A 14,179-nucleotide genomic window follows, 5' to 3' on the forward strand; every position below is an offset into this window, starting at 1 on the left:
AGACCCGCGGCAGCCTGTCGCTTAGTTCCCCCCGAGCCGGAGTGTAACCAGACCTCTTGCGCCTGGAGATCGGTGAATAGTTGGGGGACTACGAAGCAGGTCGCACCAAACAGCCAAAGTACAGCCAAAGTCTACTCGAAAATCGTCGTTTTGTTCCCTTGACAGTCAAAGCGGCGAGGGCTACAAAGACCGTATGTCTATTGAGGAAGTATGGTGCCGGGGGCGGGACTCGAACCCGCACGGAGCTTTCGCTCCAGGGGATTTTAAGTCCCCTGCGTCTGCCGTTTCGCCACCCCGGCCCTGTTCAATCCGCTATCCCGATAGTCACTCCTGCTTGAGCCCCAGCCGCTGGCTTATCTGATCCGCGAGCCAGTCGGCCTCGCGCTTGTCGCCGATCCCGTCGGCAAAGTCGTAACGCCGCCCGCCACCCCAGGTAATCCGCAACTGATAGTACACGGTATTGCCCGAAGTCATCCCCGGGACCGCGGCCACGCTCGAAACGTCGCCCGCCGCGATTTGCCGGCGCGAATATACGACTCCCGCGAGCGACTTCACTATCGTAACCGCACCGTCGCCGACCCGCACCCGCGCCGCGGCAAACATGCTCAGCAGAATCAGCACCAGTATCGCGTCGAAGAAACCCCATCCGATTTCGAACATGCGCGGCACGCGCATCACGAACATCAGCCACAAGCACGCGCTCCAGATCGCGGTGAAGGCCGCGGTTACGAGCGCCGCGCCGGGGCTCCGAAGCGGCGGAAAGTAAACCTCGGTCGCTCCGCCCGGCGTCAGATGCATCGTGATGCGCGAGGCCTCCGGATGCACGTAGGTTCCGGTCTGCCGATGTTCGGCCGCGCGCACCGATTCAGCGAGACGCCGCTGCTCGGCGGTTTCCGCGACCTTGAAGACCGGGACCTCGAACAGCGCGTCGAACGGCCCAGCGGCCGTGGGAGCGGTCGCGGAGAGACGCCAGATGATTTCGTTGTTGCGGTTTGAGTCGTCGGAGGCGGGAGTGTCGGGCGCGATATAGAACGCGACCGGCACCGTCGCACCGTCGAAGGCGGCGGCCTGTTCGTCGTTCCAGAGCACGTGCTCCCAGGTCGAGGAGGAGTCGCCGCTGCCCGAGGTCACCCGGTTGACGCATCGAAGCCCCAGCGTGAAGCCGCTGGTGGGCCGGAGGCTTTGGGGCAGGACGATTTTGCCCGCGAGCGTCCCGCCGATTTGCCCCGGTACGGAGTCCATCTCGAACGCCGCGCCGCGCACGACGCGAAGCCGCGCGGCCGCCCGCGCCGCCTGCCCGAGCAGCGCGAGCGCCGCGAGCGGAAAGAGCAGGACTAGCAGGATGAGATTGTTTCCCCGCGCCATCTCGCGCGGAATCGCGTAAAGGCCGGGCGCGCTTACGGCGAAACAGAGCGCGGCGAATGCGCTCAGCATGAGCGGACTGTTGCCAATCGACGCCGGAATGCGGCCCGCGGCCCAATCCTCGCGCCAGAGCCAGGGCTCCTCGGGATGGGCCGCGCGCAGGCGGTCGCGCGCCTCCATCATTCGCGTGCCGCGGCGGAGCGCATAGACCAAGCCGAAGCCGACGCCGCCGAAAACGATCGCGAAGAGCGCTCCGTACGCCGCCTGAGCCGGATTGCCCGCGCGCAGATAGCCAACCGCCGTCGCCAGCGCGAAAATCCCGAAGCCGCAAAATGGCAGGGCGAACAGATAGAGGCATCCGGCCGCGACGTTCGGTTTGACGCCGGGCGCGCGCGCCGTCTCTGCCGCTGCCTGTCTCCTTATGATTTCGTCCGCGTCCATCAGGTCCCTCATGCGGGTCCTCGTGCTGCTCGCGCGCGCGCTCGGTGACGGCGAAAATCAGCGTCGCGGCGCAGATGGGCGATTGTGCACGGCGCGGTAATACCCGCGCAAGCTGCCTTTGGCAAGCGGCCTGACGCTTGATCGCGCCGCAGCCTCCGGCATTACAATAAAGCATGAAGGCTTTCGCGCGATTTCGCTCTATCAAGAGATGGCTCGGCCTCCTGGCAGCGCTGGGGATCGCCGGATGCGGGATCGCTTCGGCGCCGCTTAAGGACACGCCGCAGATCGTCGCAACTCCGCAGGAGGGTCAGCTCAACGTGTCCACGCAGCCGAGCCAACCGATCGGCGACGTACAGCCGGTTTATGTCTCGATCGCCAACGGCAGCGAGATTCCCCGTTCGGTCGTGCCGAGCCAGATCTTCGCGCTCAACGAATCGGGCGCGCGCGTCGCGCCACTGCCTCCCGGCGAGGCAGCGCGCCAGGCCGGCGGCTCGGGCGAACTCAAGGCGGCGCTGACCAGCGGCGCTGTCGGCGGGGTCGCCGAAGGCGCGCTCGGGGCGGGACTGGGCGCGGCGATCGGATCGGTGGTCAACGAATTCTCAGGCATCGGCGGCGCGGCGAGCGGCGCGATAGTCGGCGCGGCGGCGGGCGGCGGCGCGGGAATCGTCAGCGGAGTGCAAAATGGCGCGAGCAAGGCCGATCAGCAGGCCAACGCGCAGCTTCAGGCGCTGGCGCTGCCGGGCGGCGAGGTCCGCCACGATTTTACGCAGAGCGGCTACGTCTTCTTTCCCAAGGGCAGCTATCACGAGGTCGAGCTGTTGCTGGTCAACCAGGAGACCGGCGACACCGAAGTGATGCACGAGCCCTGGCGCTAATCCCGCATCGCCGCCGTCAGCGTCGCGACGAAACTTACCGTTCCTGTTTCTTCTTCTCCGCGGCCGCCGTGAGTTCGTCGAGCGCCTGGTTGACGAAGTAGCGCTGCTCGGGATCGCGATCGTCGAGTTCGGACTTGCGCCGCGACGTCCATTCGGCGATTGCGATCACCGCGGCCTCGCCGGCGGTGGAGATACCGAGCGCGTCGGCCACCTCGGCGAGGATCATCCATAGCTCGTCGGGCAATTCGAGCGTTATAGCTTTACCGGCCATCGCGTCAGTCTTAAGCCTTCATCGAAGTTGAACCCTGCGGCCCCGCGGCGGTCAGGCGGCGGGCTCCGCGCCAGAGCACGAATGCGATCGCACAAACCATCACCATCACGACCGACACGCCTTCGCGAATCTGCAGAAACGGCTGCAGCACCGCGAGCAGCAGCATCCCGGCGCAGACCATGATGGCGAGCTGCAGAATCTCCATCATCACGCCGCGCTCCCGATCCTGCAAGGTGACAGCGCCGCCGGCGGCGGCGGGCGCGCGATGGTCGGCGAGCCTGGCCGCAAGCTGGCGCGCCCCGAACAGCATCGCGGCCATCCCAATCACCGCCACCGCCATCGCAAGCAGGTCGCTTGCCAATGCCGTGCGCACCGGCGCGAGCCCAAGGGCAAGCATCTCCCGCTGGATCGGACGGCCGAAGAAATTGATCGCGAGCACCACCGCGGCGACGCAGACACCGCCCGCGATGAGAAAGAAGAGCGGCGCCGCCGCGCCCAGGCGAATGTCCGTACCGGCGCGGCCCGCGTTGACGCGCTCGACCCATAGGTCATAGACGCGCTGCAGGCGAGCCAACGCGTGCGGCGCGCGCTGCTCAATCATCGCGCCGACCGGTTCGCTTGCGCGGATCATGAACGGCGTGGTGAAAGTGGTGATCGCCGACACGGCGACGGCGACGGCGTAGAGAAACGGATGGGCCGCGCCGGTCTCCACTCCGACGCCCGCTATGATGAACGAAAATTCGCCGATCTGCGCGAGGCTCATCCCGGTCTGCACGGCTAGCGGCGCCGGCGTCCCCGCGAGCAGCGCGCCCGTCGTCACCCCCACGATTTTGCCCGCGACGAGCATGCCTACGAGCAGCGCGAGCGCCTGCCAATGCGCCGCGATGAGCCCGGGATCGATCATCATCCCAACCGAAACGAAGAAGACGGCGGCGAAAACGTCGCGCAGCGGGCGGACCAGCTCCTCGAGATGGCCGGCCACTCCCGACTCGGCCACCAGCGAGCCGGCGAGAAACGCACCGAGCGCGACCGAATAGCCGGCCCGTGCGGCCTCCATCGCAAAGGCAAAGCAGATAGCGAGGCTCGCCACGACCAGCGTCTCGTCACGGTCCATCCGCGCGACCAGCCGCACGAGCGGCGGGATCACGAGAATTCCGCCGCCGACCGTCACGAGCAGGTAAATCGCAAGGCGCACCCCCGTCCATTCCAGCGCCCCGGCGCTAAGCGACGCGCCCGCGCCGAGCGGCGTCAGCACCGCCAGCATGATCACCGCGACCAGATCCTCGCACAAAAGCACGCCCATCGAGAGTTCGCGCAAACCCGCGCCGACGTGCTGCTCGGCGAAGGCCTTGGCCACGATCGTGGTCGAAGAAATCGAGAGCAGCGCGCCGGTAAAAACACTCTCGAGCGCGCTCCATCCGAGCGCGCGCCCGCACACGTAGCCGAGCCAGAGCATCAGGCCGACCTGTACGGCCGTGACGAAGGCGGCGCGCGGGCCCAAACGCAACAGGCGGCGGAGGCTGAATTCCAGTCCGAGCGCGAACATCAACAGGATCACGCCCAGCTCCGAGACGCCGCGCAGCCGGCTCGCGTCAACGAAGAGCCCCGGCGTATATGGTCCGACAATCATCCCGGCGATCAGGTAGCCAACCACCACCGGCTGGCGCACCACATGGAAGACGAGCGTGGTGACCGCCGCCACGGATAAGACCAGCGCCAGATCTTCGAGAAAGGAATTCGCAACCAGGCTCGGAATCATCACCGCATCATCTCCGGAAATCGTTTCTCGGCCTCTGCCGCGCCTCGGGCAACGCCGCGCGAACGGCCTTGCATATGGTCTTCGCTCGCGGTGGCCGTCACAATAGGGAGACGGGTGAATTCGGCAATAAAATACACAGGCGCCCTGGTCGAGTTTCTCGACCAGGGCGGACTTCGTCCGGCTTACGTGCTGCGCGAGCAGGGCGACAAGCTGGTGATTCGCGACGAGGCGGGCCGCGAGCGCACGGTCTCCCGGGAGCTGGTGATGATGCGTCACGCGGCGCCGCACGCCGAGGGCGGCGGCGATCCGGCCGCGCGCCTTGCGGCGCTGGAGGAGGAGAAGGCGCGGCTGCGTGCCGAGCTCGACCTCACGCTGCTTTGGGAAGTCGTCCAGGAACAGGGCCGCACGTTCAGCGCCGACGAATTGGCGGAACTCTTCTTCGGCCGCCGCTCGAGCGCCGGCACCGCGGTGATGCTGCACGCGCTCCTCACCGATCGCATCTACTTCGTCCGCCGCAACCGCGAATTCATGGTGCGCGCGCCCGAGCAGGTCGAGCGCCTGCGCCTGCAGGAGAGCCGGGTGCGGATGCGCAGCGAGGAAGGGCGCCGCACACGCGAGCTGCTTAACGCGATTATCGCCAACGATCTTTCGGCTAACGCCGCACTCGCGTCATCTGCGGATGCCCCTCCGCTGATCGTCGAATTGCGGCGCTATCTCAAGAATCCTTCGACGCGGAGCCAGGAACTCACGCTGATGCTCGCGCAGGCCGCTCCCGACGTCGACCCGGCCGAGGTTGCCTTCGAGATTCTCGAGCGGTTGGGCGCGGCTCCCGAAGCGCCACGCTTCGCCGCGATCGGTGCGCTTGCCACCGAGTTCAGCGAAGGAGCGGAAGCCGAAGCGGCGTCAGTCGTGCCGGTAGAACGGGCTCCTATCGAAGGGCCCGTGGCTTTCACGATCGACGATGAAGAGACGCTCGAGGTCGATGATGCGCTCAACTGCGAAGTCACCGCGGACGGCCGGCTGCGCGTCGGGATACACATCGCGCTAGTCGCGGATTTCGTCACACGAGGCGGCGCGATGGATCGCGAGGCGGCCGCGCGCTCGACCACCGTCTATCTGCCCGAAACGACGGTGCGGATGCTGCCCGACGAAATCTGCTGTCGGCGGGCCAGCCTGGTCGCCGGGGAGCGGCGCTCCGTGCTCAGCACCTCGGTGATGCTGGGCGCGGACGGCGAATTGCAGAGCACCATCATCAGTCCGGGCGATCTCAGGATCGGACGCCGGCTGAGCTACACGCAGGCCGACCGCATCCTCGACGGCGCCGCGGAGGCCGACTCCGAGGTCGCGGCGGCTTTACGCCGGCTGCAGGAAGCGGCCCTCGCGCTTCGCGAGCGGCGCAAGCGGGCCGGAGCGATCCTCGTGCAGCGGCGTGAGCCGAAAGTGCGCGTGCAGGGCGGCGAGGTCGAAATCGAAATCATCGACAATAACTCGCCAAGCCGCATGCTGGTGGCCGAATTCATGGTGTTGAACAATTTCGTCGGGGCAAGCTATGCCGCCGAACGCCGTATCCCGCTGATTTACCGGGTGCAGCCGTCAGCGGGCGACGCGGGCGCGGTGCGGGCGCGGCTGTCGGTGTATCCCGAATTTCACGCCGGGGCGGGGCTGCAATGCTACGCGCAGCTGAGTTCGCCCATCCGGCGTTACGCGGACCTGGTTCTGCAGCGCCAGTTGGTGAGCGCGCTCGCAGACTCGTCGGCGCCCCCATATGACGCCGACGGAATTCTCGCGGTGCTGGCTCAGACCGAGAACGCGGAGGCGGAGGCCAAGGAACTGGAGCGCCGCGCTCGCCGCTACTGGATCCTGACCTACCTCAAGCGCCATGCGCTCGGGCGCGAGCTTGCAGGGACGGTGACGCGCGACGGAGTGAGCGCGGAACTGGACGACTATGCGGTGCGGGGCGCGCTCCGCGGCGCGCCGAACGTGTCGAGCCAAACGCCGATCCGGTTGAGGATCGCGCGGGTCGATCCATTGCGCGGCTGGCTATCGTTTGAATACCTGGCAACCGTGCCGAGGGAAACCGAACGAGCGTGGTAGCATTTAGGGAGAGATTGGGGCTTGAGTTCGCCGACGCAGTTTTGCGCGTCGGATGGCAGCCACTTCCGCCCGCCCTCATTCCCCGCCTCTCACCCCGGGATTCTCGCGACGCCCTGGGGTCAGGAATTGTCGGCCTGCTTGGGTTGGCCCCCGATCTTCGCCGGACCGCCTCCAACTCCGGCGCGCGGAGCATTTGCTGCTCCCCAACGGCTCGAAAATGATTCCCAAAAAGGGCCGCGCCGCCAGCGGCCCGAGTCATGCGGATCGCGTTAGCCCTTGAAGTTGTCCTGCTGCAAACGCCAGCGATCGATTGATTCGATGTTGAAACGCCAATCGCTGCCAACCTTGAACGCCGGCAGTCCGCCACGCTTGAGCTGACGGTACACGGTCGATGGATGCACTTTCAGGTAGTCCGACAGTTCCTTGACTGTCATAACCCTGCTGCTCTCCAATTTCATCGCCATCGTAATCTCTCCCCTTATTCTCGCTTTTACGTGTGACCCTGCCGGGCTGCGTTCCCGGACACCTCGCATAAAGCAAGGCGTGTGCCGTAAGCCATAGAAAAGGGAATCGTGCCTAATAGGATGAATATGAGGGCAAAGCTAACGAATAAAGCGTCAAAAAATTGCCAACCGGTACGAAAGTGCCGGTCAACCTTTCGCCACTACGATGCAAGAATGACCATAGGCTGTTTCAACTGTGCAATACCGGTCCGCTCCCTCAGGCCGTTTTCTTGGCGGCTTCAGCTCTTTCCAGCGAACCGTGTTCTAAACTCAGCTGACCCCGACGGCTTTTCCGCTACCTTTCAGGCCCGCCGGTTAGACCTTGCCGACCAACTCGCGCTCGCACTCGCCAACGAAACGCATCACGCCCGCCGCGTCGTTCTGGCGATGCAACAGGATCAGCCGATGGACCCCGGCGTCGGCAAAACGCTTCGCCTCGTCGCGATCGATGCGTCGGCTGGGAGTCACGCTTATCTCCAATTCTTCGAAGCGCCGTCCCGCCTCCGTGCATGCCGCCTTAAGTCCGTTGAGATGCTTACGCGTGGTCTCGAGGTCCAGCGCAAAGCCGTACCATCCCTTGGCCAGGCGCGCGGCGCGGGAGAACGCCTCGCCGGTATGACCGCCGAAGACGATTTCCGGATGGGGCTTCTGCACCGGACGCGGCATCGCGTTGACGCCGCCGAACGAGACATAGCGGCCGCGGAATTCCGGCTTGTCCATTGTCCATAACGCGATCATCGCGCGCAGGAATTCCTCGCTGCGTGGCCCCTTATGATCGAAGGGCGCGCCGATAGCCTCGAACTCGGGTTTCAGATAGCCGACGCCGATACCGAAAATCAGGCGGCCGTTGGCGAGCACGTCGGTGGAAGCAAGCTCCTTGGCCAACACGACGGGATTGCGCTGCGGCAGGATAATGATTCCGGTGCCGAGGCGAATGGTCCTGGTCTGCGCGGCGACGAAGGTCAGCGCGATCAGAGAGTCGACAAACGGAGTCTCGGGTGCCGCCGGCGAGGGCGGCGCCTGAGGGTCCGGCAGCACGATATGCTCACCGGTCCAAAGGCTCTCGAAGCCGGCGGCTTCCGCGGCGCGCGCGACATCGCTGGCCGCGCGTGGATCCGCGCACGGCCCATAGTTGATTCCGAACAGCGCTATCTTCATGGTAGGGCAGAACTAACATGAAGCGCTGCGCATCGGAAACCCGTCGGCGCCGGCGCCAGCGAGGCTAATGCGCCGGCGGCATGCGAGCGCCGGCACGAAAGCGATCGTTCTATGAGATGTCCGCAATGCGGATCCGGTTCGGCCCCAGAAGCGCAATTCTGCGGACGCTGCGGCGCTCGACTTTACGAGCCGAAACCGGCGGATAAGCGCGAATACGCGCTCATGCGGGTGCATCCCGCCTGGTGGCACTTCGTCGGCGCGATCGTCACTTGCTGCTTCTTCATCGTGGCGGGATTCGCCTGCGAGGTCGCAACCCCCAAAGCCCGCACTTTCGGCCTTATTTTGATGATGCTCGGAGCGGCAGGCTTCGCGCAGACCGCGCTCAGGCGGCGTTTCATCTCGTGGAGCCTCACTTCGGAACGGGTGATCGAGAACAAGGGCATCCTGGCGCGCCATCGGCGCGAGATGGAACTGGCCGACGTCCGCTCGGTCGATGTCGAGCGGCGCTTTATGCAGCGCGCGATGGGCCTCGGCAATATCATCATCGCCTCCGCCGCGAGCGCCGACTACGCGATCCGGCTCTACGACGTTCCCGATCCCGAGGGGGTCGCGGAGACGCTGCGGCGCGCGCGCCTCAGACGCCTCGCGTAGTGGAAAAATCGCTGCAATCGCGAGACGCAAGATTTGACCTCGCTCGGATGCGCGCCGATAATCGGCGCACTCAGTGTGAGGGGAGCGGCGCAATGACCAGGCATCCGGATCTCCGCCACGAGCGCAAGCTCTGGCGCAGCAACGTCGAGGTGGTGGCAGGGGTCGATGAGGCGGGCGTTGGACCGATGGCGGGCCCGGTGGTCGCCGCAGCCGTGATCTTCGCTCCTGAAACCTTTATCAAGGGCGTACACGACTCCAAACAACTCACGCCGGAGCGGCGCGAAGAGCTTTACGGTCTGATAACCGCGCGCGCGGTCACCTGGGGAATCGGCGTGGCCGAAGCGCTGGAGATCGACCGGCTCAACATCTACTGGGCAACGCGCGAGGCGAGCCTGCGCGCTCTGGCGGCGCTCGGATGCACTCCCGGCCATGTGCTGGTTGACGGACGCGGAATCGCGGATCTTGCGCATCCGCAAACTCCGATCGTCGGCGGCGACCGCAAGAGCTTTTGTATCGCCGCCGCGTCGATTCTGGCCAAGGTGACGCGCGACCGGATGATGTGCGAGTACGACGCGCGCTTCCCGGGCTATGGTTTCGCCCAGCATAAGGGTTACTGCACCCCCGAGCATTTCACGGCGCTGCGCGCGCTCGGGCCCTCGCCGATCCATCGCCGCTCGTTCGCGCCAGTCTTCGCCGCGGCGCAGCTCGCCTTCGACATCCGCGATTTACCATCCTGAGCGCCTTGGGTTAGAGTTCAGGTTGAACGGTACGGGCGCCCCCGATAGCGGCGGCGAACATCGACAGCTTGCCGTTCCACAGCTTCATCCGGAGGGCCTGACGAACTTGGCAAATTCACGATACGACCTCGCGGTAATCGGTTCCGGCCCGGGCGGCTATGTGGCGGCGATTCGCGCGAGCCAGCTCAAGATGCGGGTCGCGGTGGTCGAACGCGAGGAAGTGGGCGGCGTGTGCTTGAACTGGGGCTGCATCCCGTCCAAGGCTCTGCTGAACTCGGCCGAGACGATCGAGTCGATTCGCGGCGCGGGCAAGGAACACGGAATCGAGGTGGGCGAAGTGAAGGTCGATTTCGCCCGCGTCATCAAACGCAGCCGCGAGGCCGCCGACAAGCTCTCCAAGGGGGTGCGCTTCCTCTTTCGCAAGAACAAGATCGACCTGTTCGAGGCCAGCGCGAGCATCGCCGGGCCCAACAGCGTGGCGCTCGCTCCGGCGGCAGGTAAGCCGGCGCCGGCCGCGGCGGCGATCGAGGCCGAGCGCATCCTGATCGCGACCGGATCGGGCGAGCGGCTCTTCGGCGGCATGAAACTCGGCGATGGCGTGATGACCAGCCGCGAGGCGCTGCTGAACGATCATCTGCCCGAAAGCATCGTCGTGATCGGCGCCGGCGCGGTAGGACTGGAATTCGCCTATTTCTACCAGGCCTTCGGCGCCAAGGTCACGGTAGTCGAACTCGAAAAGCAGATGCTGCCCGGATTCGACGCCGAGATCGCCGAGGAGCTGCGCCGCTCCTTCGTCAAGCGCGGAGTCACGGTGATGCTCGGGCACCGGTACAAATCGATGGAGCGCAAGGGCGTGCGATGGACGGTCACGCTCGACGCGGCCGGCACGGCGAAGACCGTCGAGGCCGAAGCGGTGCTGATCGCGGTGGGACGCAATCCGCTAAGCCCGAACCTGGGGCTGGAAAAAATCGGCGTCGAAGTGGAGCGCGGCGGGTTCATCAAGGTTGACGACTCGTTTCGCACCAAATGTCCGAGCGTGTACGCGATCGGCGACGTCATTCGCCCGCCGCTGCTCGCTCACAAGGCCTCGGCCGAGGGCATCGCCGCGGTCGAGATCATGGCCGGTGTGCGCGAGCCCGGCTTCGACCTGACGTCGATCGCCGGATGCATTTATTGCGAGCCCGAAGTCGCCACGGTCGGGCTGACCGAGGCCCAGGCGCGCGAGCGCGGAATAGAGGTCAAGGTCGGGAAATTCCCGTTCCGGGCGATCGGCAAGTCGGTGGCGGTCAATCAGACCGAGGGCTTCGTCAAGATAATCGCCAGCAAGGAATACAGCGAGGTGCTGGGCGCGCAGATTATCGGCCATCACGCGACCGATCTGATCTCCGAAATCGTCCTGGGGCGTACGCTCGAGACGACGACGGCCGAGGTCGGCAGGACGCCGCATCCGCATCCGACACTCTCCGAGGCGATCATGGAAGCGGCGCTGGCGGCGGAGGGCGAGGCGATCAACTTTTGACGGGGCGGCGGCCGAGCGCTGACGGCGCAAATCCGATGGAGACGCGCGGCACAATCGATATTGCGCGGATGGGAACGGTCGATTACGAATCCGCGCTCGCTTTGCAGGATGCGCTCGTGACGGCGCGCCGCGACGATCTTATCGGCGATACTTTGCTGCTGCTGGAGCATCCGCACGTCTTCACGCTCGGCCGCGGAGCCGACGCCCGCTATCTGCGCGAAGCGCGCGCCAGAGTTCCGGTGTTTCGCGTCTCGCGCGGCGGTCAGGTTACGTATCACGGCCCGGGACAGCTCGTGGGCTATCCGATCCTGAAACTCCAGGGGCCTGACCGCGACATTCACGTTTACCTGCGCCGTCTCGAACAGACGATAATCGACGCGCTGGCGGAGTTGAGGATCGCGGCGGAGCGGCGCGCCGGGCTGACCGGCGTATGGGTGGGCGAGCGCAAAATAGGTTCGATCGGCGTGGGCCTGCGCCGCTGGATAACCCTCCACGGCTTCGCGCTTAACGTGGCAAGCGACCTTGAGTATTTCGGCGCGATGGTCCCGTGCGGAATCGCTGGAATCGAGATGACATCTGTCGAACTTGAGCTTGGCCGCGCCGCCGACGGCCGCGGGAGCGCCGATCAGCTGGAGGCTGCGGCAATCGCCGCGGTCGAGCGATCTTTCGCCGCGGTCTTCCGGTTTGATCAAACTACGATCGCTGATCCCGCCGCACTGTGGGCACGCGTTGACCCGTTGGCCGCCGCCTGCGAAGCTCAGATCCGTCCATGATCGAGCGCAGACATCCGGATTGGATCAAGGTGCGAGCGCCGACCTCGCCCGAGTACTTCCGCACGCGCGCCCTGCTCGCCGAATTGCGATTACATACGGTTTGCCAGGAAGCGCAATGCCCGAATATTGGCGAGTGCTTTTCTCATCGCACGGCCACTTTCATGCTGATGGGCGACGTATGCACGCGCAACTGTCCTTACTGCGCGGTGGCGCACGGCAAGGTGCGCCCGCTCGATCCCGACGAGCCGCGGCGAATCGCCGAGGCCGTCGCGCGTCTGAGCCTCGACCATGTGGTCGTCACTTCGGTCGATCGCGACGATCTGCCGGACGGCGGCGCCGCGCACTTCGCCGCGACCGCAGGCGCTATTCGCCGGCTTCGGCCAGCGGCGCGGGTCGAAGTACTGGTGCCCGACTTCAAAGGATCGCATTCAGCCGTCGATACCGTGGTCGAAGCGCCGGTCGCAATCTTCAATCACAATATCGAAACCGTGCCGAGCCTCTATCGCAAAGCCCGGCCCGGCGGGAACTATCAGCGCTCGCTCGATCTGCTGGCTCACGCGAGAAGCACAGGTAAGGGGCGCGGAGATGCGCTCCTGACAAAGGCCGGGATCATGCTCGGCCTGGGTGAAGAAACGTCCGAAATCGAAGGCGTACTGCGCGATCTGCGCACTGCCGGCTGCGATATACTGACGCTCGGCCAGTACCTCCGCCCTTCGCGCGACCATTTGCCGGTCGAGCGTTACGTCACTCCCGCCGAATTCGCCGACCTCAAGTCCTCCGCCATGGCGCTGGGATTCAGGCACGTCGAATCGGGGCCCCTGGTTCGAAGCTCGTACCATGCCTGGCAACACGTGAATTAACACCCGCCGGGATCGACGGATGCTCCCCGGACGCATCCCCGTTGCGGCCACGCCACAGGGGAATTTAAAGGCTGGCCGCAGGCGACTCGCATCATATTCGCGCGAAGGTGCTATAGTGGCCTTTACCATCGGCGCGAGTCTTCACCTTCGTTTGCGTTAAATATCTCTACTAGCAGCATAAGCGGCTATAAATTCCCCAGCGTCCATAATTTAGCCATCAAACCGGAGGCCGCCTCACGCCATATATTACCGACGGAACGCGTTTTGCGTAACGGGAAGTGGTTTATCCGACAGGAGAAGGCCGGACGATCATGAATCTCAAACTCGAAGAGTTGAGGAAGCGTCTGCTCGATCCGACGCCCGCGACTACGACGCCGCCGGCCGAGACGATATACAAACGCAGCGCCGAACTTCCGGGCACGCCGCAGCAACCCGTGGTCGTCAATGGCGTGGACGCAGGCGAACGAGGGAGCACGCGGGAACCCGAGACGCCGCAACCGGCGGTCCAGCCGGACTCGCTGGCGGGCACTATCCTTCAGCACGTCACGGGAAACGCTGAGCCCGGGAACTCTCGCTACCAACTCGCGCAAGCGGTATCCAAAGTCTTCGACTCAACCAGACAGTACCAGGAGCGGCTCGCCGACCTCGGCAAGTCCTTCGACACGATAGAAGAGCTCGCGCAGTCGGCGGCGAAGGCCTTCGAGCCGATCCGCGCGTTTCGCGACCAGATGGAGAAGCTTTCGAGCACGTTCGAGCCGATGCGCTCGTTCCAGGAACAACTCGGCACACTGGCCGAGTCGTTCGAACCGATGAAGGCGCTGCACGAACAGATCGCGATGCTGGGCGAGGCGTTCCAGGTCAATCTCGCGCAACTCGCCCGTGCGATGGAACCAGCGCGAAACTTCCAGATTCAGCTCGCTGTACTGGCCAAGAGCTTCGAGGCTGTGGACGAACTGCAGGGTCAGTTCCTCCAGCTCTCGGAAAGCTTTGGCGTGGCGTGGAAGGCCGGTAATGGCGCAGGCGACACGGGCGCGCGTAGTTAGCATGTGAAGGGGCGACGCTGCCTGACGGGTGTCGCCGCATGGTGTGAAAAGGGGGGTTGTCCAGAGCCGGGCGGGGCCGCAAGGCCCAACCGGCCTCTGGGTAAAAGGTGGGGGACCGCGAGGGCCGCGGGGG

At 65.2% G+C, this 14,179-nt stretch carries 13 protein-coding genes and 1 tRNA gene; 8 read left to right on the plus strand and 6 right to left on the minus strand.

Annotation, left to right across the window (positions count from 1 at the left end; genetic code table 11):
- Positions 1-211 precede the first annotated feature (211 nt).
- Positions 212-299, minus strand: a tRNA-Leu gene (locus VMI09_15695).
- Between the two features lie 25 nt (positions 300-324).
- Positions 325-1,815: a hypothetical protein gene (locus VMI09_15700; GenBank protein HTQ26130.1), complete on the minus strand. Its 1,491-nt coding sequence runs from the start codon at positions 1,813-1,815 to the stop codon at positions 325-327.
- Between the two features lie 161 nt (positions 1,816-1,976).
- On the opposite strand from VMI09_15700, the gene VMI09_15705 reads away from it, so the two are divergent.
- Complete coding sequence (locus VMI09_15705; GenBank protein ID HTQ26131.1) at positions 1,977-2,678, plus strand: hypothetical protein; 702 nt, start codon at positions 1,977-1,979, stop codon at positions 2,676-2,678.
- A gap of 34 nt (positions 2,679-2,712) precedes the next feature.
- Here the strand turns inward: VMI09_15705 and VMI09_15710 are convergent, their stop codons facing one another.
- Both VMI09_15710 and VMI09_15715 read right to left on the minus strand, forming a co-directional pair.
- Positions 2,713-2,949: a hypothetical protein gene (locus VMI09_15710; protein HTQ26132.1), complete on the minus strand. Its 237-nt coding sequence runs from the start codon at positions 2,947-2,949 to the stop codon at positions 2,713-2,715.
- Positions 2,950-2,959: 10 nt separating this feature from the next.
- Complete coding sequence (locus tag VMI09_15715; protein HTQ26133.1) at positions 2,960-4,708, minus strand: cation:proton antiporter; 1,749 nt, start codon at positions 4,706-4,708, stop codon at positions 2,960-2,962.
- 114 nt (positions 4,709-4,822) lie between these two features.
- Between VMI09_15715 and VMI09_15720 the strand changes: the two genes are divergently transcribed.
- A complete protein-coding gene (locus VMI09_15720; GenBank protein ID HTQ26134.1) occupies positions 4,823-6,802 on the plus strand; it encodes a ribonuclease catalytic domain-containing protein in 1,980 nt (659 codons plus the stop codon).
- A 269-nt stretch (positions 6,803-7,071) separates the two neighbouring features.
- Here the strand turns inward: VMI09_15720 and VMI09_15725 are convergent, their stop codons facing one another.
- Entirely contained in the window at positions 7,072-7,335 is a 264-nt protein-coding gene (locus tag VMI09_15725) for a helix-turn-helix domain-containing protein (protein ID HTQ26135.1), read from the minus strand.
- Between the two features lie 285 nt (positions 7,336-7,620).
- Positions 7,621-8,463: an LLM class F420-dependent oxidoreductase gene (locus VMI09_15730; protein ID HTQ26136.1), complete on the minus strand. Its 843-nt coding sequence runs from the start codon at positions 8,461-8,463 to the stop codon at positions 7,621-7,623.
- A 222-nt stretch (positions 8,464-8,685) separates the two neighbouring features.
- On the opposite strand from VMI09_15730, the gene VMI09_15735 reads away from it, so the two are divergent.
- The 6 genes from VMI09_15735 to VMI09_15760 all read left to right on the plus strand — a co-directional run bounded on the left by VMI09_15735 (position 8,686) and on the right by VMI09_15760 (position 14,046).
- Entirely contained in the window at positions 8,686-9,114 is a 429-nt protein-coding gene (locus VMI09_15735) for a PH domain-containing protein (GenBank protein HTQ26137.1), read from the plus strand.
- Positions 9,115-9,206: 92 nt separating this feature from the next.
- Complete coding sequence (locus tag VMI09_15740; GenBank protein ID HTQ26138.1) at positions 9,207-9,851, plus strand: ribonuclease HII; 645 nt, start codon at positions 9,207-9,209, stop codon at positions 9,849-9,851.
- Positions 9,852-9,957: 106 nt separating this feature from the next.
- Positions 9,958-11,370 carry a dihydrolipoyl dehydrogenase gene (lpdA, locus tag VMI09_15745; GenBank protein ID HTQ26139.1) on the plus strand — a complete coding sequence of 471 codons (1,413 nt, stop codon included), beginning with the start codon at positions 9,958-9,960 and terminating at the stop codon, positions 11,368-11,370.
- 35 nt (positions 11,371-11,405) lie between these two features.
- Positions 11,406-12,143: a lipoyl(octanoyl) transferase LipB gene (lipB, locus tag VMI09_15750; GenBank protein HTQ26140.1), complete on the plus strand. Its 738-nt coding sequence runs from the start codon at positions 11,406-11,408 to the stop codon at positions 12,141-12,143.
- On the plus strand, positions 12,140-13,003 hold the full coding sequence (gene lipA / locus VMI09_15755) for a lipoyl synthase (protein HTQ26141.1): 864 nt from the start codon (positions 12,140-12,142) through the stop codon (positions 13,001-13,003). The genes lipB and lipA overlap by 4 nt, the downstream gene beginning before the upstream one ends.
- 311 nt (positions 13,004-13,314) lie before the next feature.
- Positions 13,315-14,046 carry a hypothetical protein gene (locus tag VMI09_15760; protein ID HTQ26142.1) on the plus strand — a complete coding sequence of 244 codons (732 nt, stop codon included), beginning with the start codon at positions 13,315-13,317 and terminating at the stop codon, positions 14,044-14,046.
- Positions 14,047-14,179 lie beyond the last annotated feature (133 nt).

Source organism: Candidatus Binataceae bacterium, from assembly GCA_035500095.1.
In the GTDB taxonomy this organism is placed as follows: Bacteria; Desulfobacterota; Binatia; order Binatales; family Binataceae; genus JAKAVN01.

Bases quoted from the DNA above. Each gene is read 5' to 3' on its own strand.
- VMI09_15700 (HTQ26130.1), bottom strand. From the start codon at position 1,815: ATGAGGGACCTGATGGACGCGGACGAAATCATAAGGAGACAGGCAGCG.
- VMI09_15705 (HTQ26131.1), top strand. From the start codon at position 1,977: ATGAAGGCTTTCGCGCGATTTCGCTCTATCAAGAGATGGCTCGGCCTC.
- VMI09_15710 (HTQ26132.1), bottom strand. From the start codon at position 2,949: ATGGCCGGTAAAGCTATAACGCTCGAATTGCCCGACGAGCTATGGATG.
- VMI09_15715 (HTQ26133.1), bottom strand. From the start codon at position 4,708: ATGATTCCGAGCCTGGTTGCGAATTCCTTTCTCGAAGATCTGGCGCTG.
- VMI09_15725 (HTQ26135.1), bottom strand. From the start codon at position 7,335: ATGCGAGGTGTCCGGGAACGCAGCCCGGCAGGGTCACACGTAAAAGCG.
- VMI09_15730 (HTQ26136.1), bottom strand. From the start codon at position 8,463: ATGAAGATAGCGCTGTTCGGAATCAACTATGGGCCGTGCGCGGATCCA.
- VMI09_15735 (HTQ26137.1), top strand. From the start codon at position 8,686: ATGCGGGTGCATCCCGCCTGGTGGCACTTCGTCGGCGCGATCGTCACT.
- VMI09_15740 (HTQ26138.1), top strand. From the start codon at position 9,207: ATGACCAGGCATCCGGATCTCCGCCACGAGCGCAAGCTCTGGCGCAGC.
- lipB (HTQ26140.1), top strand. From the start codon at position 11,406: ATGGAGACGCGCGGCACAATCGATATTGCGCGGATGGGAACGGTCGAT.
- lipA (HTQ26141.1), top strand. From the start codon at position 12,140: ATGATCGAGCGCAGACATCCGGATTGGATCAAGGTGCGAGCGCCGACC.
- VMI09_15760 (HTQ26142.1), top strand. From the start codon at position 13,315: ATGAATCTCAAACTCGAAGAGTTGAGGAAGCGTCTGCTCGATCCGACG.